General features: G+C 69.5%; 29 protein-coding genes and 1 tRNA gene. 5 read left to right on the top strand and 25 right to left on the bottom strand.

Annotation, left to right across the window (positions count from 1 at the left end):
- Positions 1 to 25: 25 nt before the first annotated feature.
- Positions 26 to 424, bottom strand: a complete 399-nt coding sequence (locus tag BM272_RS01945) for a hypothetical protein (RefSeq protein ID WP_093427065.1) — start codon at positions 422 to 424, stop codon at positions 26 to 28.
- A 107-nt stretch (positions 425 to 531) separates the two neighbouring features.
- On the opposite strand from BM272_RS01945, the gene BM272_RS01940 reads away from it, so the two are divergent.
- Positions 532 to 606, top strand: a tRNA-Val gene (locus tag BM272_RS01940).
- 414 nt (positions 607 to 1,020) lie between these two features.
- Complete coding sequence (locus BM272_RS01935; RefSeq protein ID WP_093427064.1) at positions 1,021 to 1,377, top strand: H-NS histone family protein; 357 nt, start codon at positions 1,021 to 1,023, stop codon at positions 1,375 to 1,377.
- 22 nt (positions 1,378 to 1,399) lie between these two features.
- Here BM272_RS01935 and BM272_RS01930 read toward each other — a convergent pair whose 3' ends face one another.
- The 15 genes from BM272_RS01930 to rpoE all read right to left on the bottom strand — a co-directional run bounded on the left by BM272_RS01930 (position 1,400) and on the right by rpoE (position 14,042).
- The gene (locus BM272_RS01930; protein WP_143613104.1) at positions 1,400 to 1,651 is read right to left on the bottom strand and encodes a hypothetical protein; all 252 of its coding nucleotides are present in this window, start codon (positions 1,649 to 1,651) and stop codon (positions 1,400 to 1,402) included.
- Between the two features lie 27 nt (positions 1,652 to 1,678).
- Positions 1,679 to 3,511, bottom strand: a complete 1,833-nt coding sequence (locus tag BM272_RS01925) for a sensor domain-containing diguanylate cyclase (RefSeq protein WP_143613102.1) — start codon at positions 3,509 to 3,511, stop codon at positions 1,679 to 1,681.
- 93 nt (positions 3,512 to 3,604) lie between these two features.
- Complete coding sequence (acpS, locus tag BM272_RS01920; RefSeq protein ID WP_093427061.1) at positions 3,605 to 3,982, bottom strand: holo-ACP synthase; 378 nt, start codon at positions 3,980 to 3,982, stop codon at positions 3,605 to 3,607.
- Entirely contained in the window at positions 3,979 to 4,713 is a 735-nt protein-coding gene (gene pdxJ / locus BM272_RS01915) for a pyridoxine 5'-phosphate synthase (RefSeq protein WP_093427060.1), read from the bottom strand. The genes acpS and pdxJ overlap by 4 nt, the downstream gene beginning before the upstream one ends.
- The gene (recO, locus tag BM272_RS01910) at positions 4,713 to 5,429 is read right to left on the bottom strand and encodes a DNA repair protein RecO (protein ID WP_093427059.1); all 717 of its coding nucleotides are present in this window, start codon (positions 5,427 to 5,429) and stop codon (positions 4,713 to 4,715) included. Before recO ends, pdxJ begins: the two co-directional genes overlap by 1 nt.
- Positions 5,422 to 6,324: a GTPase Era gene (era, locus tag BM272_RS01905; RefSeq protein ID WP_093427058.1), complete on the bottom strand. Its 903-nt coding sequence runs from the start codon at positions 6,322 to 6,324 to the stop codon at positions 5,422 to 5,424. The genes recO and era overlap by 8 nt, the downstream gene beginning before the upstream one ends.
- Positions 6,321 to 6,995 carry a ribonuclease III gene (rnc, locus tag BM272_RS01900; protein ID WP_093427057.1) on the bottom strand — a complete coding sequence of 225 codons (675 nt, stop codon included), beginning with the start codon at positions 6,993 to 6,995 and terminating at the stop codon, positions 6,321 to 6,323. Before rnc ends, era begins: the two co-directional genes overlap by 4 nt.
- Complete coding sequence (lepB, locus tag BM272_RS01895) at positions 6,996 to 7,820, bottom strand: signal peptidase I (RefSeq protein WP_093427056.1); 825 nt, start codon at positions 7,818 to 7,820, stop codon at positions 6,996 to 6,998.
- On the bottom strand, positions 7,817 to 9,628 hold the full coding sequence (gene lepA, locus BM272_RS01890) for a translation elongation factor 4 (protein WP_093427055.1): 1,812 nt from the start codon (positions 9,626 to 9,628) through the stop codon (positions 7,817 to 7,819). Before lepA ends, lepB begins: the two co-directional genes overlap by 4 nt.
- A gap of 43 nt (positions 9,629 to 9,671) precedes the next feature.
- Entirely contained in the window at positions 9,672 to 9,923 is a 252-nt protein-coding gene (locus BM272_RS01885; protein ID WP_093427054.1) for a glutaredoxin family protein, read from the bottom strand.
- Positions 9,920 to 11,359 (bottom strand): DegQ family serine endoprotease, encoded by a 1,440-nt coding sequence (locus BM272_RS01880; protein WP_240307974.1) that lies wholly within the window; start codon positions 11,357 to 11,359, stop codon positions 9,920 to 9,922. Before BM272_RS01880 ends, BM272_RS01885 begins: the two co-directional genes overlap by 4 nt.
- Before the next feature lie 4 nt (positions 11,360 to 11,363).
- Positions 11,364 to 11,834 carry a SoxR reducing system RseC family protein gene (locus tag BM272_RS01875; RefSeq protein ID WP_093427052.1) on the bottom strand — a complete coding sequence of 157 codons (471 nt, stop codon included), beginning with the start codon at positions 11,832 to 11,834 and terminating at the stop codon, positions 11,364 to 11,366.
- The gene (locus tag BM272_RS01870; protein ID WP_093427051.1) at positions 11,831 to 12,820 is read right to left on the bottom strand and encodes a MucB/RseB C-terminal domain-containing protein; all 990 of its coding nucleotides are present in this window, start codon (positions 12,818 to 12,820) and stop codon (positions 11,831 to 11,833) included. Before BM272_RS01870 ends, BM272_RS01875 begins: the two co-directional genes overlap by 4 nt.
- Positions 12,807 to 13,415, bottom strand: coding sequence for a sigma-E factor negative regulatory protein (locus tag BM272_RS01865; RefSeq protein WP_159432989.1), 609 nt, complete (start codon positions 13,413 to 13,415; stop codon positions 12,807 to 12,809). The genes BM272_RS01870 and BM272_RS01865 overlap by 14 nt, the downstream gene beginning before the upstream one ends.
- A gap of 51 nt (positions 13,416 to 13,466) precedes the next feature.
- The gene (gene rpoE, locus BM272_RS01860; RefSeq protein WP_093427049.1) at positions 13,467 to 14,042 is read right to left on the bottom strand and encodes an RNA polymerase sigma factor RpoE; all 576 of its coding nucleotides are present in this window, start codon (positions 14,040 to 14,042) and stop codon (positions 13,467 to 13,469) included.
- A gap of 160 nt (positions 14,043 to 14,202) precedes the next feature.
- Between rpoE and nadB the strand changes: the two genes are divergently transcribed.
- Positions 14,203 to 15,846 carry an L-aspartate oxidase gene (gene nadB, locus BM272_RS01855; protein ID WP_093427048.1) on the top strand — a complete coding sequence of 548 codons (1,644 nt, stop codon included), beginning with the start codon at positions 14,203 to 14,205 and terminating at the stop codon, positions 15,844 to 15,846.
- 3 nt (positions 15,847 to 15,849) lie between these two features.
- On the opposite strand, the gene BM272_RS01850 is transcribed toward nadB, so the two are convergent.
- The 6 genes from BM272_RS01850 to sdhC form a co-directional block, all read right to left on the bottom strand.
- Positions 15,850 to 16,293 carry a protein YgfX gene (locus BM272_RS01850; RefSeq protein ID WP_093427047.1) on the bottom strand — a complete coding sequence of 148 codons (444 nt, stop codon included), beginning with the start codon at positions 16,291 to 16,293 and terminating at the stop codon, positions 15,850 to 15,852.
- Positions 16,256 to 16,504, bottom strand: a complete 249-nt coding sequence (locus tag BM272_RS01845) for an FAD assembly factor SdhE (protein WP_093427046.1) — start codon at positions 16,502 to 16,504, stop codon at positions 16,256 to 16,258. The genes BM272_RS01850 and BM272_RS01845 overlap by 38 nt, the downstream gene beginning before the upstream one ends.
- A complete protein-coding gene (locus BM272_RS01840; RefSeq protein WP_093427045.1) occupies positions 16,505 to 17,197 on the bottom strand; it encodes a succinate dehydrogenase iron-sulfur subunit in 693 nt (230 codons plus the stop codon).
- 201 nt (positions 17,198 to 17,398) lie between these two features.
- Positions 17,399 to 19,162, bottom strand: coding sequence for a succinate dehydrogenase flavoprotein subunit (sdhA, locus tag BM272_RS01835; protein WP_093427044.1), 1,764 nt, complete (start codon positions 19,160 to 19,162; stop codon positions 17,399 to 17,401).
- The gene (sdhD, locus tag BM272_RS01830) at positions 19,159 to 19,509 is read right to left on the bottom strand and encodes a succinate dehydrogenase, hydrophobic membrane anchor protein (RefSeq protein WP_093427043.1); all 351 of its coding nucleotides are present in this window, start codon (positions 19,507 to 19,509) and stop codon (positions 19,159 to 19,161) included. The genes sdhA and sdhD overlap by 4 nt, the downstream gene beginning before the upstream one ends.
- Positions 19,506 to 19,886: a succinate dehydrogenase, cytochrome b556 subunit gene (sdhC, locus tag BM272_RS01825; RefSeq protein WP_093427042.1), complete on the bottom strand. Its 381-nt coding sequence runs from the start codon at positions 19,884 to 19,886 to the stop codon at positions 19,506 to 19,508. Before sdhC ends, sdhD begins: the two co-directional genes overlap by 4 nt.
- Before the next feature lie 134 nt (positions 19,887 to 20,020).
- Here sdhC and ygfZ point away from each other — a divergent pair, with 134 nt between their 5' ends.
- The gene (gene ygfZ / locus BM272_RS01820) at positions 20,021 to 21,061 is read left to right on the top strand and encodes a CAF17-like 4Fe-4S cluster assembly/insertion protein YgfZ (protein WP_093427041.1); all 1,041 of its coding nucleotides are present in this window, start codon (positions 20,021 to 20,023) and stop codon (positions 21,059 to 21,061) included.
- Positions 21,062 to 21,159: 98 nt separating this feature from the next.
- Complete coding sequence (locus BM272_RS01815) at positions 21,160 to 21,762, top strand: acyloxyacyl hydrolase (RefSeq protein ID WP_093427040.1); 603 nt, start codon at positions 21,160 to 21,162, stop codon at positions 21,760 to 21,762.
- 47 nt (positions 21,763 to 21,809) lie between these two features.
- Here BM272_RS01815 and tsaB read toward each other — a convergent pair whose 3' ends face one another.
- From tsaB to BM272_RS01800, 3 genes are read right to left on the bottom strand one after another with little or no spacing between them, the layout of a single operon-like run.
- Positions 21,810 to 22,499, bottom strand: a complete 690-nt coding sequence (gene tsaB / locus BM272_RS01810) for a tRNA (adenosine(37)-N6)-threonylcarbamoyltransferase complex dimerization subunit type 1 TsaB (protein WP_093427039.1) — start codon at positions 22,497 to 22,499, stop codon at positions 21,810 to 21,812.
- On the bottom strand, positions 22,496 to 24,448 hold the full coding sequence (locus tag BM272_RS01805) for a DNA repair helicase YoaA (RefSeq protein ID WP_093427038.1): 1,953 nt from the start codon (positions 24,446 to 24,448) through the stop codon (positions 22,496 to 22,498). The genes tsaB and BM272_RS01805 overlap by 4 nt, the downstream gene beginning before the upstream one ends.
- Positions 24,448 to 24,933 carry a hypothetical protein gene (locus tag BM272_RS01800; protein WP_205407724.1) on the bottom strand — a complete coding sequence of 162 codons (486 nt, stop codon included), beginning with the start codon at positions 24,931 to 24,933 and terminating at the stop codon, positions 24,448 to 24,450. Before BM272_RS01800 ends, BM272_RS01805 begins: the two co-directional genes overlap by 1 nt.
- Positions 24,934 to 25,069: the final 136 nt, after the last annotated feature.

Genomic DNA, 25,069 nt, shown 5'->3' with positions numbered 1-25,069 from the left:
TCTACCAAGCCGTGCCGCCGTGGAGCTACGGCCGGATCTCCTCCAGATCCAGGGCGTGATGATGCCGGGCATACTCGACCAGTGCCGACATCAGCTCGTGCTCCTCGTTGCCGTCCTCCGGCCAGGTGGCCGCCACCTCGTTCACCGGCCGGTCGAAGGCCTCGGCCATCATGCCGCCCACGTGCAGCCCCCCTTCCTTGTCGGTGCCCGGGAGGACGAGAAAGAAGTCTCCCTTCCGGTGGAAGATGGCATCACACTCGCGGAGCGCCCCCTCGAGCTCGGCATGGATGGCCTCGGTATCCCGGTCGAGGTGGAAGTAGAGCACGGTCAGCTGCCGCTGCTCCTCGAAGTAGCGCTGGATCTCGCCGATCTCGTGACGGATGAAGGCCGGGAGGTACTCAAAGGGGAAGATGTGCCCGGACATGGTTGCGACCCTCCTGTGATTATGGCCCGAGCCTACCAGAGGCCGGCGGGCGCGTTGAGGGTTTGACGACCGCGGGCCGCCTCCCTAGAATACGTCACTTCCCGAGCGGGCGGTTAGCTCAGGGGGAGAGCACTGCCTTCACACGGCAGGGGTCGCTGGTTCGATCCCAGCACCGCCCACCATATTACTCCGGCGCCGCCGGGGATCGAAGAAGGGCCCGGCCATTTCGGCGGGCCCTTCTTTTTTGTCTGCTTGCCGTACCTCTCAACGCCGGTTCCACTCCGCACCACCGGCCCGCGGACCGAATACCGTTTTCACCCCTTTCCCGCTGCGGTCAACGCCCGGCCTGCCCATTCAATTTTCCCTGGGCCTTGTCAATCAGCATTTCCTGCCCTACGCATTAACAGAGGTAAGGGGAATGGCCTTCTTGATTCAGGTTCCCTTACCGCCCGTTCGCGCAATTTTTCCATCACCGGTTTTTGAATTGCGGTGCAATTTGTATAATACTCGGCGCCGGAAACGAAGACCGCGTGCCCTTTGGGACGAATGGTGCGCGGTGAAGGTGAAACGAAAACGAGACGATCAGGAGAATATCCATGAGTGATTCCAGCCAGGCCCTGAAGACCATCGAAGAGGCTATCCAGCAGCTGCCGCTGGACGAGATCCGTGAGGCGACCCGCATGATCGAGCGCGAGGAGAAGCGGCGCGAGCGGGAGGCCCGCAAGGAGGCGCAGCAGGAGCTGAAGCAGGTGGCCCAGCGCTACGGCTTCGACCTCGAGACGCTGGTCGAGGGGGGGAGCACCAAGGGCGGCCGCCGCCAGGGCAAGGTCGCGCCCAAGTATCGCGATCCGCAGAGCGGCAAGACCTGGACCGGCCGTGGCCGCAAGCCCAAGTGGGTGGAGGCATGGCTCGCCGCCGGCCGGGATCTGGAAGAGACCCGCATCAAGGATTGAGCCCGGCGTGCCGCCGGTATTCCTACTGGATCCGGCGGCACTCCACGGCCTCGGCAGCGCAGAGCTCCGCCGGGGCCTTGTGGGCACCCGCCCGATTGCCGGCGTCGCCGGCTCCCTCCAGCAGGAACAGCAGGGCAGCAGCCTCGCGGGCCGCTGTCGCCTCTTCCCGGAACGGGATCTCCACCACCCGCCGCTCGGGCGTATTCCCGCCGAGGCTCAACAATCGGCACAGTCCGGTGTCGGTGAGCGTACATTCCCAGATCGGTACATCCATCCCCCTATTCTGCCGGCTTGATACCGTTCAGGACAGGGACGGGTCCATCTCCACCCGGTCACGCCCCCCCTGCTTGGCGCGGTAGAGGGCCTCGTCCGCCCGCTTGACCAGGGCCTCGACGGTCTCTCCGGTCGCCAGCTCCGCAACGCCGAGGCTCACACTGATCCGGCCCACTCCCTCGTACGACTCCTCGCCCACGGTTCCGCGAACCCGCTCGGCCAATCGCTCCGCCGCCTCGGCCTCGGTCTCGGGCAGGACCAGCAGGAATTCCTCACCGCCCCAGCGCCCGACCAGGTCGGTCTCCCGAACCGCCTCCAGGGTCCGCCGGATCACACCCTTCAGAACCCGGTCGCCGACGTCGTGCCCGTGCCGATCATTGACCTCCTTGAAGTGGTCCACATCGAGCATGGCGACGCTCATGGCGTGGTCGTGGCGGCGGCTCCGCTCCAGCTCCCGCTCCAGGTAGGATTCCGTGCCCTGACGATTATAGGCGCCGGTGAGACGGTCGAAGGTCGCCTGGTATTCCAGCTCGGCCTCCAGCCGCTTCTGTTCGCTGATATCCCGGAACAGGGAGATGTAGTGTTCGGTCACCTGACCCGAATCGTCCTCGACCCGGCTGATGGTCTCCCAGACCGGAAACACCTCGCCATTCGCCCGCCGATTCCAGACCTCCCCCTCCCAATGGCCCTTCTGTCGCAGGGTCTGGAAGATCCCGGCATAGAAGGCCGCGCCGTGGCGGCCCGATTTCAGGATGCGCGGCGTTCGACCGATGGCCTGTTCCGGACTGTAGCCGGTAATACGGGTAAAGGCGGGATTGACCCGTTCAATGATCTCGTTGGCGTCGGTGATCATGATGGCCTGGGAGGACTCGAATACCCGCGCCAGGAGGCGCTGGTCCGCCTCGAGGCGTTCATAATCCGAGATATCCTGAATAACCCAGATAAATCCCTCGGAAAGCGCCTGGGGATTGATGGCACGGCCGAAGAGCGCCGCGGTGAACTGACTCCCGTCCGCCCTTTTCAGCGTGACGCTGGTAACGAAATCACCGCCCCGGCGGAGCTCCGGATAGGCCTCCCTGCCCACCCGCTCATATTCTTCCGGATGGGCGTAGAGAGACTCGGTCGATAACCCCTGTAACGCGTTGGCCGAATAGCCGGAGAGCCGCTGAAAGGCCGGGTTGAAGCGCTCGATACGGCGCTCTCCATTAAGAAAGACGATGCCCACCGGGGAATTGTCCAGGATCGACTGGAGATAGTCGTGGGCCCGGGCCGCCTCCTCCTCGGTCCGCTTGCGGGCATCGATGTCCCGCCAGACGGTGTGGATCACCGGCCGCCCTCCCAGCACGATCCGGGTCAGCAGCACCTCCACCCAGACCAAATGGCCGTTGGCGCGAACATGCTGCCACTCGAAACGGTTGCTACCCCCGGCCAGGGCGATCCGGATCATCGCCTCCGCCTTTTCCCTGGAGGAACGGCCGTCCGGCTGGTAGACCGGCGAGAGGGAGTCCGGCTCGAGGCCGGTGAGCTCGTCCTTGTCGGCATAGCCGAGCAGCCTCACGGCGGCGGCATTGCAGTCGATGAAGCGGCCGCCGGCCAGGAGCAGGATCCCGTCCGCGCTCTGCTCGAACAGCAGCCGGTAGGGATCATCCTCGGGGACGGCCGCAAGCAGGGCCGTTACGCCCTTGCGCAGCTCGCCCTCCGGTCGGGGCTGCCGGTACTGCCGGAGGAACATGAACACGCCCAGGGCCAGGGTCCCCGCGGCGGCAAAGCCGGAGAACGGACGCAGGAAGAGCAGAGCGACAAAGGCCGCGCCGATCCCGCAGACAGCCAGATACTTTCGGACCCCGGTTACCCGTGCCACGCAGTACACCCCATCCCCTACATCCTTGTAAGGTATAACAGATATATCTGTTCAGGGGGCACGTGGGCGCAGTAGCTGGCCCGGAATGAACCGCTATCCCTCCAGTACCACGAAGGCGCTGACGTGGGTGCGCTCATCGGAGAGAGAGAGGTGGCTGCGCCGGATACGGCGCAGCTTCAGCCGCTGGCGGGCCACGCCGTGGAAGACCAGGCGCGGCTGTCCTCCAGGGTGGTGCTCCACGGCGATGTCGCAGGGCCCGATACCGCCGGTAAAGCCGGTCCCCAGGGCCTTCACGGCCGCCTCCTTGGCGGCGAAGCGCTTGGCCAGCAAACGGCCGGAGGGGTCCTGCTCACCGACGGCCTCGAACTCGGAGGGGTGAAGGATCCGTTCGGCGAAACGTCGCCCCCAGCGCTCGACCCCCTGCTCCAGCCGGGCGATCTCCACCAGGTCGGTGCCGACGCCGAAGATCACGGCCGGGCCGCGCGCATGAGGTGTTTCATCTCCGCCACCGCCGCTTCCAGGCCGGTGAAGATCGCCCGGGCGATGATGGCGTGGCCGATATTGAGCTCCCGGACCGGGTCCAGCGCGGCAATGGGCTCGATGTTGTGGTAGTTGAGACCGTGGCCGGCATGGACGGCGAGCCCGGCCGCGGCCCCCGCCTCCACGGCGCGCTCCACGCGCTGGAACTCGCGCCGGGCCGCCTCGGCATCCGGGGCGTCCGCCCATGCGCCGGTATGGATCTCCACGGCCGGGGCCCCGGCTGCGGCCGCCGCGGCCACCTGCTCCGGCTCCGGATCGATGAACAGCGACACCCGGATGCCGGCGGCGGCCAGCCGTCGGCAGGCGTCCGCCATCCGCTCCGGCTGCCCGGCGACATCCAGTCCGCCCTCGGTGGTGAGTTCCTGGCGACGTTCCGGAACCAGGCAGCAATCTGCGGGCCGAATCCGTTCGGCGATGGCAATCATCTCCTCGGTGACCGCCATCTCCAGGTTCATGCGCGTGGCCAGGGTGGAGGCGAGGATCTCCACGTCCCGCTCCTGGATGTGGCGCCGGTCCTCGCGCAGGTGAACGGTGATGCTGTCGGCCCCCGCCTGCTCCGCCGCGAAGGCGGCCTGCACCGGATCGGGGAAGCGCGTCCCCCGGGACTGGCGCAGGGTGGCCACGTGGTCGATATTCACGCCCAGGTGGATGTCGGTCTCCATTACTCCCCTTCTCCCGTTTGCGGTCGGCGACGAAAGAGTTCCCGGCTGGCCAGCGGGCGGTCCCCCAGATGCTCCGCGAGGAGCGCGCGCATGAGCGGCTTGAGGGCACGCAGATGGTCCGGGTCGTCGAGGTCGTCGGCGGCCAGCGCCAGCAGGGCCGCCCCGGGTACCCGCGGGCCACCGCTGGCGATGCGCCGCGGCCCCTGCCCCGGATGGTACCAGTACTCGGCCCCGGGCTGGACGTCGGCCCCGGTATCGGCCTCTACGGTGAGCGGCGGGGCGTAGCCCAGGTGGATCAGGAGCCGGTACTCGTACCGGCGCAGGACCGCCTCTCCCGGGGTCTCGGCCAGTCCGGCCAGGGCCGCCAGGTAGTCGTCGAAGAGCGCCTCGTGGGGGTCGTGGCGATGGGTGAGCCGGACGGTGAGTTCGTTGAGGTAGAGTCCCATGAGGCTCGCCTCCCCCGCCAGTCCGAGACCGCGCCCTGCCGCCTCCACCGTGCCCAGGGTGGCCAGGTCGCCCTGACCGGACCAGCTGGCCAGCAGGGGATGGAAGGGCTGCAACAGAGCGGCCCGCGGGCTGCGGCCGCGCCGCGCACCCCGGACCACGGCACCCAGGCGGCCCTGGTGGCGGCTGAAGAGTTCGACGATGAGGCTGGTGTTGCCCCAGGGGCGGCGGTGGAGGACGAAGACCGGCTCCAGCGCCGCCCGGTCAGTCATCGTCGCGGTAGCCGAGGCTCTTCAGGGCCCGCTCGTCGTCGGACCAGCCCTCGCGCACCTTCACCCACAGCTCCAGGTGGACCCGGTCGTCGAACAGGCGCTCCATGTCCTTGCGTGCCCGTTGGCCCACCTCCTTGAGCACGGTGCCGCCGCGGCCGATGACGATGCCCTTGTGGCTCTCCCGCTCCACCCAGATGGTGGCCGAGATGTTCAGCCGCTCTTCTTCCTCGCGGAATTCGTCGATGGCCACGGTGAGGACGTAGGGCAGCTCCTGCTCCAGCCGCCGGGTGAGCTTCTCCCGGATCAGCTCGGCGGCGAGGAAGCGCTCGGTGGCGTCGGTGAGCTGGTCGGTGGGGAAGAGCGGCGGCCCCTCCGGCAGCTGGGCCGCGATCTCCGCCTCCAGGGCGTCGACATTCTCGCCGCTCTCCGCGGAGATCGGGACCACGGCAGCGAATTCTCGGCGCGCTGTGAGATCCTGCATGAAGGGCAGGAGTCGGGGCTTGTCGCGGACCCGATCGACCTTGTTCACGGCGAGCACCACGGGGACCTCGGCGTGCTTGAGCGCCTCCAGCACCGCCTCGTCCTCCTCGGTAAGGCGCAGGGCCTCCACAACCCAGACCACCACGTCGACGTCGCGCACGGCATTGCGCGCCACCCGGTTCATGTAGCGGTTCACGGCCTTCTTGCCGCCGCTGTGCATGCCGGGGGTATCGACGTAGAGGAGCTGCGCCTCGTCGGTGCTCTTGACCCCGGTGAGGCGGTGGCGCGTGGTCTGGGCGCGCGAGGAGGTAATGGAGATCTTCTCCCCGATGAGGTGGTTCAGCAGCGTGGACTTGCCGGTGTTGGGCCGTCCCACCAGGGCGACGAAGCCGGTACGGAAGCTCTCTTCGCTCATCCCTCCAGCCTCTCCAGGGCCGCCTCGGCCGCCGCCTGCTCCGCCTTGCGCCGGCTGGCGCCGGTTCCGATGGCCGGCTCCGCCAGCGAGGCCGCGCGGCACGCGACCTCGAAGTTCTGTTCGTGGTGGCTGCCATTGGTCCGGACCACCTCGTAGCTCGGCCGTTCCTGGCCGCGGGCCTGGAGATATTCCTGCAGCCGGGTCTTGGGGTCCTTGAGGCGGGAAAGCGGTGGGAGTTCGTCCAGTTCCCCGTCGTAGAGGGCATGGATGACCTGGCTCGCCCGCTCCAGGCCTGCGTCGAGATAGATGGCGCCGATGATGGCCTCCACGGTGTCGGCAAGGATGGAATTGCGCCGCTGGCCGCCGCTCTTGCGCTCGCCGGACCCCAGGCGCAGGTAGTCCCCCAGGCCCAGTCCGTGGGCGAGGCGCGCCAGGGTGTCGCCCTTGACCAGCAGGGCACGCAAGCGCGAGAGCTCGCCCTCGTTGGCCTCGGGGAAGCGCTCGTAGAGCTCGCAGCTCATGACGAAGTTGAGTACCGAATCGCCCAGGAACTCCAGGCGCTCGTTGTTGGCGCTGCCACTGCTGCGATGGGTCAGGGCCCGCTCCAGTAGCGCCGTATCGGTGAATTCGTGGCCCAGCCGCCGGGCCAGGGTGGCGACGTCAGCGGCCATCTACTGGATCCCTCCCCCGATCCGCTCCAGGCGGATGGAGCCGTCCACGGAATCCCAGTTCATCCAGATGAGGAAGGCCCGTCCCACGACGTGATCGTCCGGCACGAACCCCCAGTAGCGGCTGTCCCGGCTGTTGTCCCGGTTGTCCCCCATGACGAAGTAGTGCCCCTCCGGCACCCGGGTCCGGACCTCGCGGTTATTGCCGATCTCCTCGAGCAGGATCTCGTGGTCCAGCCCCTCACCGTACTGCTCCCGGTAGACCCGGGCACCGGTCATGGAGCTGCCCGCCCCACCCTCGTCATAGCGACCCTGGTAGTCCATCTCCACGCGCTCGCCGTTGATGTAGAGGCGGCGCTCGCGATACTCGATGGTATCCCCGGGGACGCCGACCACCCGCTTGATGTAGTCCACGCTGGGGTCCTCGGGATAGCGGAAGACCATGACGTCCCCGCGCCCGGGGTCCCCGAAATCCGCGATCTCGGTATGCAGGACCGGCAGGCGCAGGCCGTAGGTATACTTGTTCACCAGGATGAAGTCGCCGGTGACCAGCGTCGGCATCATGGAGCCGGAGGGGATGCGGAAGGGCTCCACCACGAAGGAGCGCAGGACCAGCACCGCCAGGATCACCGGGAAGAAGGAGCGGGCGTACTCCACCACCGTGGACTGGCGCTGGATGCGCTGTACCGTCCCGGCATCGCTGCCGGCCCGGGCGGCCTCCTCGGCGCGCGCCCGGCGGGCCGGCCCCCACCAGGCGGCATCCATGGCCCAGATGGCACCGGTGACGGCGGTGGCCAGGACCAGCAGGGTCGGGAAATCGAGGCTCATGAGTCCTTGGAGCCTCCCGTGTCCAGCACGGCCAGGAAGGCCTCCTGGGGGATATCCACACTCCCGACGCTCTTCATCCGCTTCTTGCCTTCCTTCTGTTTCTCCAGGAGCTTGCGCTTGCGACTGACGTCCCCCCCGTAGCACTTGGCGGTGACGTTCTTGCGCATGGCCTTCACCGTGGTCCGGGCGATGATCTTGCTGCCGATGGCGGCCTGGATGGGGATCTCGAACATCTGCCGCGGGATGAGGTCCTTCATGCGCTCGGCCACCGCCCGGCCCCGGCTCTCCGCCTGGTCCCGATGGACGATGGTGGACAGGGCATCCACCCGCTCGTTGTTGATGAGGATGTCGGTCTTCACCAGGTCGGCGGCCTGGAAGCGGCGGAAGTCGTATTCGAAGGAGGCGTAGCCCTTGCTGGCCGACTTGAGCCGGTCGAAGAAGTCCAGGACCACCTCGTTGAGCGGCATCTCGTAGACCATCTGGACCTGGTTGCCCAGGTAGAGCATGTTCTTCTGCACCCCGCGTTTCTCCACGCAGAGGGTGATCACCGCGCCCACGTGCTCCTGGGGCACCAGGATGGTCGCCTCGATGATGGGTTCGCGGATCTCCAGGATCTGGTTCGCCGGCGGCAGGTCGGAGGGGTTGGAGATGTAGATGACCTCCTCCTCCAGGGTCTCCACCTCGAAGACCACCGTGGGTGCGGTGGTGATGAGGTCGATGTCGTACTCCCGCTCCAGCCGGGCCTGGATGATCTCCATGTGGAGCATGCCCAGGAAGCCGCAGCGGAAGCCGAAGCCCAGGGCGTCGGAGACCTCCGGCTCGTAGAAGAGCGCGGCGTCGTTGAGCCGCAGCTTGCCCAGGGCGTCGCGCAGCTCCTCGTACTGGTCGGTGGTCACCGGGAAGAGGCCGGCGAAGACCCGCGGCTTGACCTCCTGGAAGCCGGGGATGCGCTCCTCGGCGGGGCGCGAGGTATGGGTGATGGTATCGCCCACCGGGGCGCCGTCGATGTCCTTGATGCCGGCGATGACGAATCCGGCGTCGCCCGCCTCCAGGACCTCGGTATCCTTCATGCGCGGGGCGAAGATCCCGATGCGGTCGGCCTGGTGGCTGCGCCCGGTGGACATGACAGTGATCTTGTCGCCCTTGCGCAGCCGGCCCTCCTTGACCCGGACCAGGGAGACCACGCCGAGGTAGTTGTCGAACCAGGAGTCGACGATGAGCGCCTTGAGCGGCGCCTCGCGGTCACCGGCCGGCGGCGGGATGTCCCGCACCAGCCGCTCCATGAGTTCCTCCATGCCGATGCCGGTCTTGGCGGAGACCTGGGGGGCATCCGCCGCCTCGATCCCGATGACCTCCTCGATCTCTTGGGCCACCCGATCGGCATCCGCCGCCGGGAGGTCGATCTTGTTGAGCACCGGGATGACCTCCAGGTCGAGGTCGATGGCGGTGTAGCAGTTGGCGACGCTCTGCGCCTCCACGCCCTGGGAGGCATCCACCACCAGGAGCGCGCCCTCGCAGGCGTAGAGGGAACGGCTGACCTCGTAGGAGAAGTCCACGTGGCCGGGGGTATCGATGAAGTTCAGGCGGTAGGTCTCGCCGTCGGCGGCGGTGTAGTCCAGCGTGACGCTCTGCGCCTTGATGGTAATGCCGCGCTCGCGCTCCAGGTCCATGGAGTCCAGGACCTGCTCGCGCATCTCCCGCTCGGTGAGACCCTCGCAGAGCTGGATGATCCGATCCGAGAGGGTCGATTTCCCGTGGTCGATGTGGGCGATGATGGAGAAGTTGCGGATGTGCGACTGTGCGGTCATGGGACTACCGGATTGCGTCCGCCGGCCGGCGGAATGGAAACGATCATTCTAACCCAACGGCCGTCGCCAGATAATCCCGCACCCGGGCCGGCTCCACCCGGCCCTCGTCCACCACTGTCTCGCCGTGGACCACCACCGGCACGCGCACCCCGAACTGCTCCATGAGCGCGGCGTCGGTATCCACGTCCACCTTGCGAAAGGTCAGGCCGGCCGCCGCGGCGTGGCCGGCTATCTCCGCCTCCACGGCCTCGCAGAGGTGGCAGCCGTTGCGGCTGTAGAAGAGGAGTTCGCTCATTCCGCCTCGGGTACCTCCAGGGCCATGAAGCGCGGCCCCTGCCCGCGGTGGACCAGCACCGGCACCTGCCGGCCGGCCTCCAGTCCCGTGACCACCTCGTGGAAATGGTCCACGCCCCGGATCCGCTCGCCGGCGATCATGGAGATGACATCGCCGCGGCGCAGACCGATGCGGGCGGCCGGGCCGCGTTCGACATCGGCGATGACCACACCGCCCTCGATCTCCAGCCGTTGGCGCAGCTGCCCCGGGACCGGTTCCACCCGCAGACCCAGGCGGTCGGCCCCCTTGGAGGCCGAATCCGGCTTGCCCGACCCGCCCCCGTGGGCGCGCGCCATCTCCTTCTCCTCGGGGAGTTCGCCCAGGGTCACCTCGATCTCCCGCTCCTCGCCATTGCGCAGCACGGTGAGCGTCGCCTCCTCATCGGGTGCGGACCGACCCACCAGGGGCGGCAGGGAGCCGGACTCGGGCAGCGGCTCGCCGTTGAACTCGGTGATCACATCCCCCGGCTTCAGGCCCGCCTCGGCGGCGGGCCCCTCCGGGACCACCTGGGCGACCAGGGCGCCCGCGGCCTGCTCCATGCCAAAGGATTCCGCGAGTTCGCGATCCACATCCTGGACCAGGACCCCGAGCCAGCCGCGGGTCACCCGCCCGTCCTCGCGCAGGTCCCGGACCACCTCCATGGCGACGTCGGCCGGGATGGCGAAGGAGACCCCCTGGTAGCCGCCGGTGCGGCTGTAGATCTGGGAGTTTATCCCGATGACCTCGCCGTCCAGGTTGAAGAGCGGCCCACCGGAGTTACCGGGGTTGATGGCCACGTCGGTCTGGATGAAGGGGACGTAGGCGTCGTTGGGGAGGCTGCGTCCCAGGGCGCTCACCACGCCCACGGAGACCGAGTGCTCGAAGCCGAAGGGGGTGCCGATGGCCATCACCCACTCGCCGACCTCCACCGTGCCGCTGTCGTCCATCTCCACGGTGGGCAGCCCCTCGGCGTCCACCTTGAGCAGGGCGATATCACTGCGCGGGTCGGAGCCCACCACCTCGGCCTCGTACTCGCTGCGGTCACTCATGCGGACGCGGATGCTCTCCGCCTCCGCGATCACGTGGTGGTTGGTGAGGACGTAGCCGTCGGCGCTGATGATGAAGCCGGAGCCCAGCGAGGTGGTCTCGAACTCCCGCCGCGGCGCCCCGTTCTCGCCGAAGAAGCGGCGGAAGAGGTCGTCCCAGGGGCCGCCCTCGGGGAGTTCCATCCCCGGCGGCATGCCGGGGATGCCGCCCTCGACCTTCTGCGTGGTGGAGATGTTCACCACGGCGTCCTTCTGCTCCTTTACCAGCTCGGTAAAGTCCGGGAGGCCGGAGCGGGCGGCGGCAGTGCCCACCAGGAAGAGGGTGACCAGCGCCAGGGCCGCCACCCGGAGGATCCGTGCGTTCATCGACATGGCATCAGCCCCGATTCATGGAATGGAATTGGACCGGCGCCTCCCCGGCGGGCAGGCGCCGCAGGACCACCGGCATCAGACGCTGGTCGCGCGCGAGGCGCTGGCCGTGGCGTCGCAGCCACAACAGGCCGGCGGTGAGCCCGGCGAGGCCACCGACGATGGAGCCGACCTCGCCCCCCAGGCTCTCGCCGGCCAGTCCACCGGCGGCCAGCGCGGCCAGCGGAGCGAGGTAGACCGCCGCCGAGCCGCTCACCAGGGCCGCCTCGGCGATACCCAGGACCACGCGGTCCCCCGGCTGGGCCCCGGTAGTGTCCTCCAGCTCCAGCTGGACCGGACGGCGACCGAGATAGCGGCTGAGCACCTCGGTACCACACCCGTGGCGGGCCGAGCACTGCCCACAGGTGGACTGGCGCTCCACCTCTACCCGGATGCGCTGGTCCTCGCGGCCCACCACTCGCGCCTGCTCCTCGATCATGGATCCTCCCGGCGCTGCATGCCCCTGGCGATGCGCTCCACGGCGGCGCGCGGCACCTCGCCGACCACGGTGATACGGGTATCCCCCACGCCACGGCCATAGGCATTCACGGCGCCCCGGCTGGAGTGGCCACGCAACGGCGCTGACACGGCGCCAGCCGGCTCCATGAAGACGGAAACCGAGGCCAGACCATCGGAAAAGACCAGCTGCTCCACCGGCGTCCCCGCCTCCCCGGCCCGGTGGCGCCGATAGTCCTCGCGCTCGAAACCCGGCGGCAGGGAGGTGGCCTCCCAGCGCGGCTCACCGGGGAAGGAGGGAGCCCCCTCCCGGCCGTGCTGGTACCACATGAACTCTTCCCCCTCGATTCCCGGCTCCAGCGCAGTGGGGTCGATCCGGTCGCGGAACTCGATGGAGGTGAACATCAACCGCTCCACCACCTCGCCGTCGCCGTCCACCAGTTCGGACTGCAGGAGCATCCCGGTGGCGTCATCGAGATGGAAGCGGTAGCCGTAACGGAAGTCATCCCGCGGCTCCAGGCGCACCTCCTGGGTGGTGCGTCCGGCTATCCGCCCCTGCTCCCCCAGTTCGAAGGCGTAGTGGCGATCCAGCTGGGCATCGCGATGGGGCATGACCGGGGGGAAGGTGCGCCCGGGAGCGCGGCGCTCCAGTACGAAGGAGGTCCGGTCGGGCAGGATGCAGGTAACCTGGTCATCGTTGCGGATGACCTCCCGCTGGACGCCGTCCAGGGCCACCAGTCGCTCCCGCTCCCCGGTACTGTCGGTATCGTGGAGGATCCGCATGGCGCGCAGGCGGTCACCGTGCTGGTAGACGAAGACCCCCTCGTAGCGGAGTTCGTGCAGGGCATCCGACATCCGTTCCAGCCAGAGGCCAGCGCCCTCCTCGGCCACCGCCGGACCAGCACCTGCAAGCAACAGCGCGGCCAGCAGGCCGCGCCCCGCCCGGGAAAAGTACTCAGCGCCCCTCATGGACCGCCCGGACCTCACCACCGCCCACGACGCGGGTATAGGGGAGCATGCCGTGCATGCTGCTGGAGCCCGCGAATTCGCTGTGATTGACCAGGTAGCGCTCCAGGCTCGCGCCGGCCCTCTCCCGGGTGGCCTCCGCGGTGGTCTCTGCCGTCGAGCCACTGGCGACCCGGGAGAAGCCCGGGTCCGCCACACCGGACCCCGCGCCGGTGCCGACCTCGGCGGAAAGCGGCGGTTCGCCGCCGGGATTCGCCGGCCCCGGCCCCTGCCAGAAGCCCAGGAAGACCGCTACCGTCACCGAAGCGGCCACCGCCAGGCCGGCGGCCTGGCGCCCCACGTGACTCCAGTCGGGCCGCCGGCGCGGGCGCAGTGGTGTCGGTTCGGCCTCCAGCTGCTGCCGGATCCGGGCAGCCAGTTCCGTCTCCGGATGCTCCGGGAGATTGTGATGCATGGCATCCCGGATGAGGTGGTAGCGCTCCCAGCGCCCCGCCATCTCCTCGTCAGCCAGGAGCGCGTCCACCGCTGAACCCCCCTCGCGCGAGGTGACCTCGTCATCCACCAGCGCCGAAATCGCTTCGCCCTTGTCCTGTATCATGCGGTTACCTTCCCGGTCGCGCTCGACGACCCTCTCTCTACCCGTCATCTTCTACGACAACAAAGGTTTCAGTCGGTTCTCGATGGCCTCCCGCGCCCGGAAGATCCGGGAACGGACGGTTCCGATGGGGCAATCCATGGCCGCGGCTATCTCCTCGTAGCTCATCCCCTCCAGTTCACGCAGGGTGATGGCGGTCCGCAGGTCCTCCGGCAGCGCCTCGATGGCATCAAAGACGGTCTGCTCGATCTCGTCGCGCAGGGCCATGCGTTCCGGCGTCCCGCTGTCGCTGAAGGAGCCGTAGCCGGCGATCTGCTCGGCGTCGTCCACGTCCACATCGCTGCCCGGCGGACGCCGCCCCTGGGCCACCAGGTGGTTCTTGGCGGTATTGATGGCGATGCGGTAGAGCCAGGTGTAGAAGGCGCTGTCGCCCCGGAAGCGGTCCAGGGCGCGATAGGCCTTGATGAAGGCGTCCTGGGTAACATCCAGGACCTCGGCGTGGTCATCCACATAGCGGCCCACGAGCTTGGTGATCTTGTGCTGGTACTTGCGCACCAGGGCGTCGAAGGCCGCCGTGTCTCCGTTGCGGGCGCGCTCCACCAGCTCGGCATCGCTCCGGGCCTCAGACATGGCCCGGCCCTCCCCGGCGCGCTCCACGGGCGGCGCAGGACAAGCGGGCGATGATATTCGCGTCGGACACGGCCATTCGGCTACTCTGGGACCCCTGGTGGGCACGGAATTCCGAAATGCCCATCATAGCGCAGCCGCGGCAGAGGGGTCATCCGCCAACATGCAGAGCCCGCAGTCCAGTTACGACGTCCTGATCATCGGCAGCGGGGCCGCCGGGCTCACAACCGCCCTGCGTCTGCCGACCGAACTCCGGGTGGGCGTACTCGCCAAGGCCGACCTGGCGGAGGGCAGCACCCTCTGGGCCCAGGGGGGCATCGCCGCCGTCCTGGCGGAGGACGACTCGGCCGAGCAGCACATCGAGGACACCCTCACCGCCGGGGCCGGCCTGTGCAATCCCGCCACGGTGCAACGCGTGGTGGAACACGGCCCCGAGGCGGTGCGCTGGCTCATCGACCAGGGGGTTCCCTTTACCACCGTAGGCGACGACGGCAACACCTACCACCTCACCCGCGAGGGTGGGCACAGCCGCCGGCGGATCCTCCACGCCGCCGATGCCACCGGCCGGGCCATCGAGACCACCCTGGAAGACCGCGTCCGCGCGGCGCCGAACATCGAGATCCACGAGCATGCCATGGCGGTGGACCTCATCACCCACCACCGTTGCGGCGGCGAACCCGGTGTCCGGGGCGCCTACGTGCTCGGTGCCGACGGCGAGGTCCGGCCCATGGCCGCGCGAAGCGTGGTCCTGGCCACCGGCGGCGCCAGCAAGACCTACCTCTACACCACCAACCCGGATCTCAGTTCCGGGGACGGCATCGCCATGGCCTGGCGCGCCGGCTGCCGGGTGGCCAACATGGAATTCAACCAGTTCCACCCCACCTGCCTCTTCCACCGCGAGGCGCGCAACTTCCTCATCTCCGAGGCGGTGCGCGGCGAAGGGGGCCGGCTGCTGCTTCCCGACGGCACCCCCTTCATGCACCGCTTCGACGAGCGCGGCGAGCTGGCCCCCCGGGACATCGTCGCCCGGGCCATCGACCACGAGATGAAGCGGCTGGGTGTGGACTACGTCCTGCTGGATATCAGCCACAAGCCGGCGGAATTCATCACCGAGCACTTCCCCACCATCCACCAGCGCTGCCTGGAATTCGGCTTCGACATGACCCGGGAGCCGCTGCCGGTGGTTCCCGCCGCCCATTACACCTGCGGCGGGGTCATGGTGGACCTGGCCGGACGGACCGATCTCCCCGGTCTCTATGCCGCCGGCGAGGTCACCTGCTCCGGGCTGCACGGCGCCAACCGCATGGCCAGCAACTCCCTGCTGGAGTGCATCGTCTTTGGCCGGGCCGCAGCCGACGATATCGTCCGGCGGCTGGGACAGCTACCAGAACCGCCGGCCCTGCCCCCCTGGGACGAGTCCCGGGTCACCGACTCCGACGAGGAGATCGTGGTCACCCATAATTGGGATGAGCTGCGCCGGTTTATGTGGGACTACGTGGGCATTGTCCGGACCGACAAACGGCTCCAGCGGGCCCGCCACCGGGCCGATCTCCTGCGCTCGGAGATCCAGGAGTACTACGGCCACTTCCGGGTGAACGGCAACCTGCTGGAGCTGCGGAACCTGGCCACCGTGGCCGATCTCATCATTGCCAGCGCCATGGCTCGCCGGGAGAGCCGCGGTCTCCACTTCACCCGGGACCACCCCGAGCCGCGCGCCGAGGGCACGCCCGGGGAAACCATTCTCATCCCCGACCGCGCCCTCGCCGTGGAGGGTCGCGTGACTCTGGGGGTCGATCCCGACGACTGAGGCTCAGGGGTTCAGCAGCCGCAGGCGCAACCGCCGATGGGCCGGGGCCGGTGTGGCATCGGCGGCGAGGACCAGGCCTCGATGGCGGTACCCGCGCCGAGCCTCCGGCAACCGCAGCGGCAGAACGACCAGCGCCGGGGTCACCAGCCCGCCCGGCTCCTGCACCGCCGTCCACCAGCGCCCCGTTCGGGTGCGCACCCGCAGACCGTCGACCGTCCAGGCCAGGGCGGTGATGGCCTGCGGGTGGCTGCGGCCCGCGTGCAGGCGCCATTCGCGGCGGAGGGAGAGGATCAGACCGACGGCGATGGCCACCCGCACGAGGGGGAGCAGGGTCAGTGCCGTGAGCGCTGCGATGGCGAGCCCGTAGAGGCCGGCCAGGGCGAGCGCGAGCCGGCGGCTGGGACCGATCTCAAGGACGAGCGGCGGTGCGTATCCGGGCGACGACATCGGCGGTGGTCCCGTCCATGGGTTCACTGGCCCCGAGCAGGAGTTCGGCCAGTTCGGCATCGGGCCGCGCCAGCAGGCCCTCGAAGGCGGCCTTCTCGGCCGCATCCAGGCCCTCGATCTCGGCCTCCGCGAAGGCCTGCAGGAGCAGATCCAGCTCCCGCATGCCCCGCCGGCACTGCCACAGGAGTCGGGCCCGTTCCGGCGCCTCCATTCAGAGGTTCTCCTTCACCATGCGCTGCTTGATGTGGCCGATGGCGGCCGTGGGGTTCAGTCCCTTGGGGCAGACCTCCACGCAGTTCATGATGGTGTGGCACCGGAAGAGCCGATAGGGTCCGTCCAGCGCGGCAAGACGCTGCTCCGCCGCCTGGTCACGGCTGTCATTGATAAAGCGCCAGGCCTGGAGCAGCGCCGCCGGCCCGCGGAAGGATTCGGGGTTCCACCAGAAGGAGGGACAGGCGGTGGAGCAGGCACCGCACAGGATGCACTCGTAGAGGCCGTCCAGTTCCGCCCGCTCCTCGGGGGACTGGCGGTATTCCACCTCCGGTTCCGGGTTGTGGACGGTGAGCCAGGGCTCCACGGCGCGGTACTGGGCGTAGAAGGGCTCCATGTCCACCACGAGATCCCGGATCACCGGCATCCCCGGCAGGGGTCGGACGGTCACCGGCTCGCGCAGGTCGGCCACCGGGGTGATGCAGGCGAGGCCGTTGGTGCCGTTGATATTCACGGCGTCGGAGCCGCAGACGCCCTCGCCGCAGGAGTGGCGGAAGGTGAAGGTCGGGTCCTGCTCCTTGTAGCGCAGCAGGGCGTCCCGGAGCATCATCCCGGGCTCCGTGGGCACCTCCACGGTCTCGGTGCGCGGCTTCGAGTCCCGTTCCGGGTCGTAGCGGTAGAGTGTAAGACGCATCGTCATTGCCTCCGGGTCGCCGGCCGGGCGATCTCCATCTGGGGCGGTGATGGCGAGGCTGGGGGCTCAGGGACGCCGTGAATACCTCCCTGTAGGCTTGCGCGCGGCATCCATGCCGCGCGACACCCTGAGCCCCCAGCCTCACCATCACCGCCTTGGCCTTTTCCGTTTCCGCTGAGCCTCTGGTCATGACGCACCTGCCTAGTAGACGCGCGCCCGGGGCGGGAAGCTCTCCACCGACAGCGGCCGCGTCCGCACCGGCTTGTAGTCCAGCGCCTCCCCCTCCAGGGAAAAGAGGCTGTGGCGCAGCCAGTGCTCATCGTCCCGTTCGGGGTGATCGGTGCGGCTGTGGGCGCCCCGGCTCTCGGTGCGGCCGGCGGCGGAGACCACCGTGGCCAGGGCGACATCCATGAGGTTCTCCAGCTCCAGGGCCTCGATCCGGGCGGTATTGAAGACCGAGCCGGTGTCGCCGATAACGGCATCCTCCAGCCGCCGACGCAGCTCGCGGACGGCGACCACCCCCTCGTCCAGGACGTCCTGGTTGCGGAAGACGCCACAGTGGCGCTCCATGACCGTCTGCAGCTCGGCGCGCAGGGCGGGCACGCTCTCCCCCTCGCCGGTCCGATCCCAGCGCTGCAGCCGCGCCAGGGCCTGCTCCACCTCGGACTCTTCCAGCGGGCGGTGGTAGCGGTTCTCCTGCAGGTATTCACGGATGTGGTTGGCCGCCGCCCGGCCGAAGACGACGATGTCCAGCAGGGAGTTGCCGCCCAGGCGGTTGGCGCCGTGGACGGAGACGCAGGCGCACTCGCCGGCGGCATAGAGGCCGGGGATGGCCTCCTCGCCCCCCTCGCCCACCGGGACCACCACCTGGCCGTAGCGGTCGGTGGGGATGCCGCCCATGGTGTAGTGGGCGGTGGGAAAGACGGGGATGGGTTCGAAGGCCGGGTCGATGCCCAGGAAGGTCTGGCAGGTGCTGCGAATGCCCGGCAACCGCTCGGCCACCGTCGCCTCGCCCAGGTGGTCGATGCGCAGGTGGACGTGGTCACCGGCACGGCCGCAGCCGCGGCCCTCGCGCACCTCGGTGGCGGTGGCGCGGGAGACCACGTCGCGGCTGGCCAGGTCCCTGGCATGCGGGGCGTAGCGCTCCATGAAGCGCTCGCCCTCACGGTTTACCAGGTAACCGCCCTCGCCGCGCGCCCCCTCGGTGATGAGCATGCCGCGGCCGGCGATCCCGGTGGGGTGGAACTGGAAGAACTCCATGTCCTCCAGCGGGATCCCGGCGCGCAGGGCCATGGCCAGGCCGTCACCGGTGTTGATGTGGGCGTTGGTGTTGGTGCGGAAGATCTGGCCCGCCCCACCGGTGGCCAGCAGGGTGGTCTTGGCCTCGATGACCACCGGCTCGCCGGTCTCGATCTCCAGGGCCAGGGCGCCGACGATGACCCCCTCGGCATCCCGCAGGAGGTCCACGGCGAAGTATTCGTCGAAGAAGTGGGTCTTGGCCCGGAGGTTCTGCTGGTAGAGGGTGTGGAGGATGGCGTGGCCGGTGCGATCCGCTGCCGCGCAGGTCCGCGCCGCCTGCGCCCCGCCGAAGTCCTGGCTCTGGCCGCCGAAGGCGCGCTGGTAGATCCGGCCGTCGTCCAGCCGCGAGAAGGGGACGCCGGCATGCTCCAGCTCCACCACCAGGTGGGAGGCGGCGCGGCACATGTACTCGATGGCGTCCTGGTCGCCCAGGAAGTCGCTACCCTTGACGGTGTCGTACATGTGCCAGTGCCAGTTGTCCGGGAGGACGTTGGCCAGGGCCGCATTCACCCCGCCCTGGGCCGCCACGGTGTGGGAGCGGGTGGGGAAGACCTTGGAGACCACGGCGACGTTGGCATCGGCCTCGGCCAGCTGCAGCGCGGCGCGCAGGCCGCCCCCGCCGGCGCCGATGACCAGGGTGTCGAAGCGGCGTCGGGTGATGCTCATGGGGTCCCTCCCGCGGGGATGGAGGCGAGGATGGCCGCCAGGTGCACGCCCAGCCAGAGCAGGCCGAATGCCACCGCCACCAGCAGAATGAATCGGGCGGCCGTGAAATGGAGGTAGTCCATGGTGATGTCGCGCACGCCGATCCAGGCGTGTACCGCCAGGGCCAGCCAGGCCAGGGTGATGGCGGTGGCCACCCCCGGACGCGCCAGCCAGCCCGCCCACTCGGCGTGATCCGCTGGCGGCGCCCAGAGCAGCCGCCCGCCGAACAGCGCCACGAAGCCGATGAGGTAGACCGCCGAGAGGCGCTGGAGCATCCAGGCGCGCAGGCCCGCGTGATCGGCCTTCACAGCCACCACCTCGCCACGGCCAGCAGCCCCACCGCGACCCCGGCCGCATTCACCAGCCAGGCGCTGGCGCGGGCCCGGGGACGGTCGACCCCGATATCGACATCGATGAGGAGATAACGGATCCCGGCGAAGAGGTGGTGGGCCAGGGCCCAGGCCAGCAGGACCAGCACCACCCGCGCCGGGGCGCTGTCCAGGTGGTCGACCACGGCCCGGAAGCCGGCCGGGCCGCTCACCGAGCGCTCCAGCAGCCACGCCAGCCACGGGATGGCCAGCACCAGCAACAGACCACTACCGCGGTGGAGGATGGAGAGCACCGCCGGGACCGGAAAATGGACGGTGCTCAGGTCGAGATTGCGCGGCCGCGGGTCTCGGGCCATTCCTGACTCTCCCGGTCGAGTAAACGGCGGTGGACATGCTATTTTAGGCCTCGATACTAGCACTGTTTCCCCGTCGCTGGGCAGAGGGCCATTGCGGCCCCGACCCGGCGACCCCGGCCGATGGACGAGCGACCATGAATGGCGACTGGCAGAGCTTTCTGAGCGAACAGGGTGCCGCCTTCGAGGCGGAGAGGGTCACCGGTTTCAACGGGGCCGACGGCCTGGAGCCGGCGGCGACCGAGGACGACCTCACCGTCCCCCTCACCGAGTACGGCGTGATCGAGGTGGGCGGCAGCGAGGCGGCCGAATTCCTCCAGAACCAGCTCACCAACGACGTCCAGCACCTGCCGGCGGACGGCAGCCGCCTGGCCGCCTGGCTCAATCCCAAGGGCCGCATCCTGGTGACCTTCCGCGTCATCCCGCGCGAGGGGGGCTTCTATCTGGTCCTGCCCCGGGAGCGCATGGAGCCGGTTCTCAAGCGGCTGCGGATGTTCGTGTTACGCAGTGACGTCACCCTCACCGATATCAGCGATGATTCCGCCCTCATCGCCACGGCCGGGCCCGGCGCCAGTGGCCGGGTGGCCGGCGTCTTCGGCGAGGCGCCGGGCGAGGCGCACGGCCTGGTTCGCGGGGACGCCGGGACGGCCATTCGCCTCCCCGGCCCCGGCGAACGCTTCCTGGCCCTGGTGTCGGCGGAGGGCGCCCCGGCGGCCTGGCAGGCACTGGCCCAGGGGGCCGCTGCCGGCAGTGCCGCCGCCTGGTGGCTCACCGAGGTCCGGGCCGGGATCCCCACCATCACCGACGCCACTACCGAGGCCTTCGTCCCCCAGATGGTGAATTTCCACGCCATCAATGGGGTGAGCTTCCGCAAGGGCTGCTACCCCGGCCAGGAGGTGGTCGCCCGCATGCAGTACCTGGGCAAGCTCAAACGGCGGATGTATCGGGCCCGCACCGAGGGGGATGCCGCCCCCGAGGCGGGCGCCGAGGTCCATACCCCGGATCGCGAGCAGGCGATAGGTCGGGTGGTCCAGTCCGCCCCCCTGCCCGATGGCGGCAGCGAGCTGCTGGCCGTTCTGGAGATCGCGGTGGTCGACGAGGCACTGGCCCTGGAGGTGGAAGGGCAGCGCCTGGACCTGCTGGAACTGCCCTACACCGTGGACGTTCCCGGAACCTGACCTTTCTCCCGAGGCGGTAGCAACCCCGGTACAGCCGGGGTTGCCATCGGTCATTCAGCCCTTAAACTGACTAACCGTACAGTCAGTAAAGGAGCTGGATGACGATCATGCCCGCCCTGAACCTGCCCCTGCCCCGCTGGTTCGCCCTGCTGGCACTGCTTCTGGTGATGCCCGCCCGGGCCGATCTGGCCCCCGGCGGTATCACCCTGTCCGTGGGGAAGGCCGACAACTTTGGAGATGCCACCAACGTCGCCGACGTGCAGGCCCGGCGAATCGGCCTCTCGGGGCCGCTGCCGGTCCCCCTGATCCCGGATCGCTGGCGGGGCTGGGGGCTGGAGACCGGCTACGTGCTGGAGGTCGGCGAATGGGAGTGGGATGGAGCCGGCGATACGGCGGCGACGTCGCTGGATGAATTCGGGCTGGTAGCGGCCCTGCGCGCGCACCCGTCGGAGGCGACCGGATTCTATCTGGAGGTCGGCACCGGGATCCGGCTGCTCACCCGCTCCCGGGTCTCCGGCCGGGAGCTCTCCACGGAATTCCACTTCGGCAGCCACGGCGGGGCGGGGATCCGCTTCGGGCCGGGGGATCGGCTGGATGCCGCCCTCATGATCCAGCACCTCTCCAACGCCCGCATCAGGACCCCGAATCCCGGGATCAACTTCTACCAGCTGCGGCTGACCTACCGGCCGCCGAGCTGGTAACCAGGCACTGCGGGAAGAGTTCTGGAAGACCGGTCAGAGAGCCGGCATCAGGTACCGGGGCGCCAGGGCCGGAGATAGACCGGCACCGCCTCGGCGGCCGGGACCAGCCCCGCCCCTTCGGTCGCCCGGCTCGCCAGACGGGCCACCGCCGCGGCATCGGGACGGCGCTCGGCCTCGATAGCCGCGGGCTCCCCGAGAACGGCCGCCAGCGCCTCGCCATGCGCGCCCCATCCGGAGCCTGCGGCGATCCAGGGGCCCTCTTCACCGGGCGCACCGATCACCTCCGGCGCGCTCACTGCTTCCTCCGCCAGTGGCGCGACTGCCTCCCTGGCCACCCGCCACGGCGCCCAGTAGACCTCCCCCATCCGGGCATCCAGGGCCGTGGCCACCAGCACGGGACTCTCGGCCGAGCCGGCCGCCTCGCCGGCATCCAGCGCCAGGGCGGCCAGGGTGGAGACCGGCGCCACCGGCCGGCCCAGGCCCAGGGCCAGGCCCTGGGTCACCCCGGCCGCGATGCGCAGGCCGGTGAAGGCGCCGGGGCCGCGGCCGAAGGCGATGACATCCAGCGAGGACCGCGACCAGCCGGCCTCGGCCAGTACCTCCTCGGCCCAGGGCAGGAGGAGTTCGGCGTGGCGACGCGGGGCGATCTCCCGGCGCGCTGCCACGACCCCATCCGCCCACAGGGCGACGGAGCAGGCATCGGTAGCCGCCTCCAGGGCCAGGACCCGGGTTGTCATTCGCCCTCCCCCCGATGCCAGCGGAAGAAGCGCTCCACCCGCTCCACCTGCCGGGTCCGCGTCATCTCCGGCAGGCTGTTGAGGAAGAGCCCGCCGTAGGGCTTCTCCACCAGGCGGGGATCGCCGATGACCAGCACGCCGTAATCGGAGGCATCGCGAATGAGTCGCCCCACGCCCTGCTTGAGGGCGATGGCCGCCTCCGGGATCTGGAAGTCCATGAAGGGATTGCCGCCGTTGTTGCGCAGCGCCTGGATCCGGGCATCGGTTACGGGATCCCCCGGTGCGCCGAAGGGGAGCTTGTCGATGACCACGCAGGAGAGCGCCTCGCCGCGCACATCCACGCCCTCCCAGAAGCTTCCGGTCCCCAGCAGGACGCCGTTGCCGGCCTCGCGGAACTGCTCCAGCAGACGCCCGCGCGGGGCCGAGCCCTGGACGAAGAGCGGCCACGGAAGCCGCCCCTCCAGCCGTTTCGCCGCATCGGCCAGGGCGCGGTGGCTGGTAAAGAGCAGGAAGGCGCGGCCGCCACTGGCCTGGAGCACCGGTTCCACCTTCTCCAGCAGCCGGGGCAGGTAGTCGTCGGCGCGCGGGTCGGGCAGGCCCTCGGGGACGTAGAGCAGGGACTGGCGGCGGTGGTCGAAGGGGCTCTCCCAGACCGCCGTCTCGGCATCCCGCAGGCCCAGCCGGCCGCAGAAGTAGTCGAAGCGGCCGGCCACGGCCAGGGTCGCCGAGGTAAAGACCCAGGAGCCGCCGTGGCGCGCCATGTGGTAACGAAAACTGGAGGCCACCTCCAACGGCGTGGCGTGGAGCGCCAGGGTCCGGCCGCCGCGCTCGTACCAGTGGACCTCGCCGGGGGAATCCTCCGCCGTGACCGCGGCCAGCGCCTCGCGCAGGTCGTCGGCGCGGCGCGAGGCCGCCTCCAGCGCCTTGCCCCGGGGCGCGTTCAGGGTCAGTTCGTCGGCCAGCACCCCCAGGGCCTCCTCCAGCTGTTCCAGCGCACTGGTCACGGCGGCGTCGCCGGCGACCTCCTCCCAGGGGCGGCGCGCGTCCCGCTCGCCCAGGGCGGCCTCCAGCCCCTCCACCGCGGTGGCCAGGCCGCTGGCCGCTTCCGGCAGCTCCGCCCGCTCCGGGGCCTCGGTGGTCGCGGCGGCCCGAGTGTCCCGCGCCAGCTCCAGGAGCTGATGGTTGCTCACCCGGGTACTGAAGAAGCGCGTGGCCACGTCCGGGAGCTGATGGGCCTCGTCCACGATCACCGCATCCGCGGTGGGGAGGATCTCGCCGAAGCCGTCGTCGCGCAGGGCCATGTCGGCCAGCAGCAGGTGGTGGTTCACCACCACCAGATCGGCCTGCTGGGCCCGGCGCCGGGCGTGGAGGACGTGGCAGTCGTTGACCTCCGGGCACTCCTGGCCCAGGCAGTTATCGGTGGTGGAGGTGATCCGCGGGATCAGCGGATCGTCCTCTACCACCTCGTCCAGCTCGGCCAGGTCACCGCTCTTGGTGGTATTGGCCCAGCGCGCGGCCTTTTCCAGCCGCGCCCGGGGCTGGGGCGCCCGCTCCACGTTGCGCGCCAGGGCCAGACGGTGGCGACAGAGGTAGTTGTTGCGCCCCTTGAGCAGCGCAACATCGGCCGCCGCGCCCAGGGCGCGCCGCACCAGGGGCAGGTCGCGGCCGAAGAGCTGGTCCTGCAGGTGGCGGGTGCCGGTGGAGATGATGACCCGCCCGCTCTGGCGCAGGGCGGGGGCCAGGTAGGCGAAGGTCTTGCCGGTTCCGGTGCCGGCCTCGGCGACCAGGGTGCCGCCCGCGGCCAGGGTCCGGCCCACGGCATCGGCCAGGGACTGCTGCGCCGGGCGCGGATTGAAGCCCTGGATGTGTTCAGCCAGCGGGCCGTCCGCCGCCAGCAGCGCGCCGACGGGCCCCGGCGCGTCCTCCCTCTCCACTGCCGCGTCGTCCATCAGCCGTCCCGCTGGTTGTCCCAGACCTCGTCCCGGACCCGGCCCTCGTCCCGGGTCCAGACCGGTTCGGCGAGGATGCGGAAACGGGCGACGGACATGGCGCCGCGACGGCGGCGATTCTCGCCCGAGGGCTTCTCGGCCAGGCTCGCCTCGATGGTGGCGCGGTCGGCGGCGAGGATCTCCTCGGTCTCGTAGCTGGCATCCATGAGCACCAGGAGGACCCGGTCCCAGGGCTTGTCCAGCGCCAGCTGGCCGATACGGGGCTTGCTCCTGCCTTCGTCGAAGAGGGCACGCGCCTTGATCTGGATGGCCTCGCCCTCCCAGGCGCCGGTGCCAATGGCATCGGTCCCGGCGGGCGCATCGTCCGGCGCCGGCTCCAGGCCCAGCAGCCGGACGGCATCGGAGATGGCGATCTCGTTACTGATGGGCAGGGTCTTGCCCGTGGCCCGGCGGTACTCGGCCGCCAGCCTACGGGCCTCGCCCATCAGCCGATCCACGGAATAGACACCCACAGGCGCACCGCTGACAGATTGATTGAGTACTCTAACCCCCCGGCCGTGCCCCTTGCAAAGCCTGGCAAGCCGGCCCAACGTACAGTCAGGCAGCCATGCGCACAGGAGC

The sequence above is a fragment of the Thiohalospira halophila DSM 15071 genome (assembly GCF_900112605.1).
GTDB classification, from domain to species: Bacteria; Pseudomonadota; Gammaproteobacteria; order Thiohalospirales; family Thiohalospiraceae; genus Thiohalospira; species Thiohalospira halophila.
Note: the sequence above shows the minus strand (reverse complement) of the source record. Positions and strands in the feature narration are given on the sequence as shown.

Excerpts from the sequence above, each read along its gene's own strand:
- BM272_RS01805 (WP_093427038.1), bottom strand. The coding sequence starts at position 24,448 with ATGGACGACGCGGCAGTGGAGAGGGAGGACGCGCCGGGGCCCGTCGGC.
- lepA (WP_093427055.1), bottom strand. The coding sequence starts at position 9,628 with ATGACCGCACAGTCGCACATCCGCAACTTCTCCATCATCGCCCACATC.
- BM272_RS01875 (WP_093427052.1), bottom strand. The coding sequence starts at position 11,834 with ATGATCGAGGAGCAGGCGCGAGTGGTGGGCCGCGAGGACCAGCGCATC.
- BM272_RS01880 (WP_240307974.1), bottom strand. The coding sequence starts at position 11,359 with ATGTCGATGAACGCACGGATCCTCCGGGTGGCGGCCCTGGCGCTGGTC.
- BM272_RS01945 (WP_093427065.1), bottom strand. The coding sequence starts at position 424 with ATGTCCGGGCACATCTTCCCCTTTGAGTACCTCCCGGCCTTCATCCGT.
- BM272_RS01845 (WP_093427046.1), bottom strand. The coding sequence starts at position 16,504 with ATGGAGGCGCCGGAACGGGCCCGACTCCTGTGGCAGTGCCGGCGGGGC.
- sdhC (WP_093427042.1), bottom strand. The coding sequence starts at position 19,886 with ATGGCCCGAGACCCGCGGCCGCGCAATCTCGACCTGAGCACCGTCCAT.
- BM272_RS01870 (WP_093427051.1), bottom strand. The coding sequence starts at position 12,820 with ATGAGGGGCGCTGAGTACTTTTCCCGGGCGGGGCGCGGCCTGCTGGCC.
- pdxJ (WP_093427060.1), bottom strand. The coding sequence starts at position 4,713 with ATGGAGACCGACATCCACCTGGGCGTGAATATCGACCACGTGGCCACC.
- sdhA (WP_093427044.1), bottom strand. The coding sequence starts at position 19,162 with ATGAGCATCACCCGACGCCGCTTCGACACCCTGGTCATCGGCGCCGGC.
- lepB (WP_093427056.1), bottom strand. The coding sequence starts at position 7,820 with ATGAGCCTCGATTTCCCGACCCTGCTGGTCCTGGCCACCGCCGTCACC.
- tsaB (WP_093427039.1), bottom strand. The coding sequence starts at position 22,499 with ATGACAACCCGGGTCCTGGCCCTGGAGGCGGCTACCGATGCCTGCTCC.
- rpoE (WP_093427049.1), bottom strand. The coding sequence starts at position 14,042 with ATGTCTGAGGCCCGGAGCGATGCCGAGCTGGTGGAGCGCGCCCGCAAC.
- era (WP_093427058.1), bottom strand. The coding sequence starts at position 6,324 with ATGAGCGAAGAGAGCTTCCGTACCGGCTTCGTCGCCCTGGTGGGACGG.
- ygfZ (WP_093427041.1), top strand. The coding sequence starts at position 20,021 with ATGAATGGCGACTGGCAGAGCTTTCTGAGCGAACAGGGTGCCGCCTTC.
- BM272_RS01815 (WP_093427040.1), top strand. The coding sequence starts at position 21,160 with ATGACGATCATGCCCGCCCTGAACCTGCCCCTGCCCCGCTGGTTCGCC.
- nadB (WP_093427048.1), top strand. The coding sequence starts at position 14,203 with ATGCAGAGCCCGCAGTCCAGTTACGACGTCCTGATCATCGGCAGCGGG.
- BM272_RS01865 (WP_159432989.1), bottom strand. The coding sequence starts at position 13,415 with ATGATACAGGACAAGGGCGAAGCGATTTCGGCGCTGGTGGATGACGAG.
- BM272_RS01930 (WP_143613104.1), bottom strand. The coding sequence starts at position 1,651 with ATGGATGTACCGATCTGGGAATGTACGCTCACCGACACCGGACTGTGC.
- BM272_RS01935 (WP_093427064.1), top strand. The coding sequence starts at position 1,021 with ATGAGTGATTCCAGCCAGGCCCTGAAGACCATCGAAGAGGCTATCCAG.
- recO (WP_093427059.1), bottom strand. The coding sequence starts at position 5,429 with ATGACTGACCGGGCGGCGCTGGAGCCGGTCTTCGTCCTCCACCGCCGC.
- rnc (WP_093427057.1), bottom strand. The coding sequence starts at position 6,995 with ATGGCCGCTGACGTCGCCACCCTGGCCCGGCGGCTGGGCCACGAATTC.
- BM272_RS01885 (WP_093427054.1), bottom strand. The coding sequence starts at position 9,923 with ATGAGCGAACTCCTCTTCTACAGCCGCAACGGCTGCCACCTCTGCGAG.
- BM272_RS01800 (WP_205407724.1), bottom strand. The coding sequence starts at position 24,933 with ATGGGCGAGGCCCGTAGGCTGGCGGCCGAGTACCGCCGGGCCACGGGC.
- BM272_RS01850 (WP_093427047.1), bottom strand. The coding sequence starts at position 16,293 with ATGTCGTCGCCCGGATACGCACCGCCGCTCGTCCTTGAGATCGGTCCC.
- BM272_RS01840 (WP_093427045.1), bottom strand. The coding sequence starts at position 17,197 with ATGCGTCTTACACTCTACCGCTACGACCCGGAACGGGACTCGAAGCCG.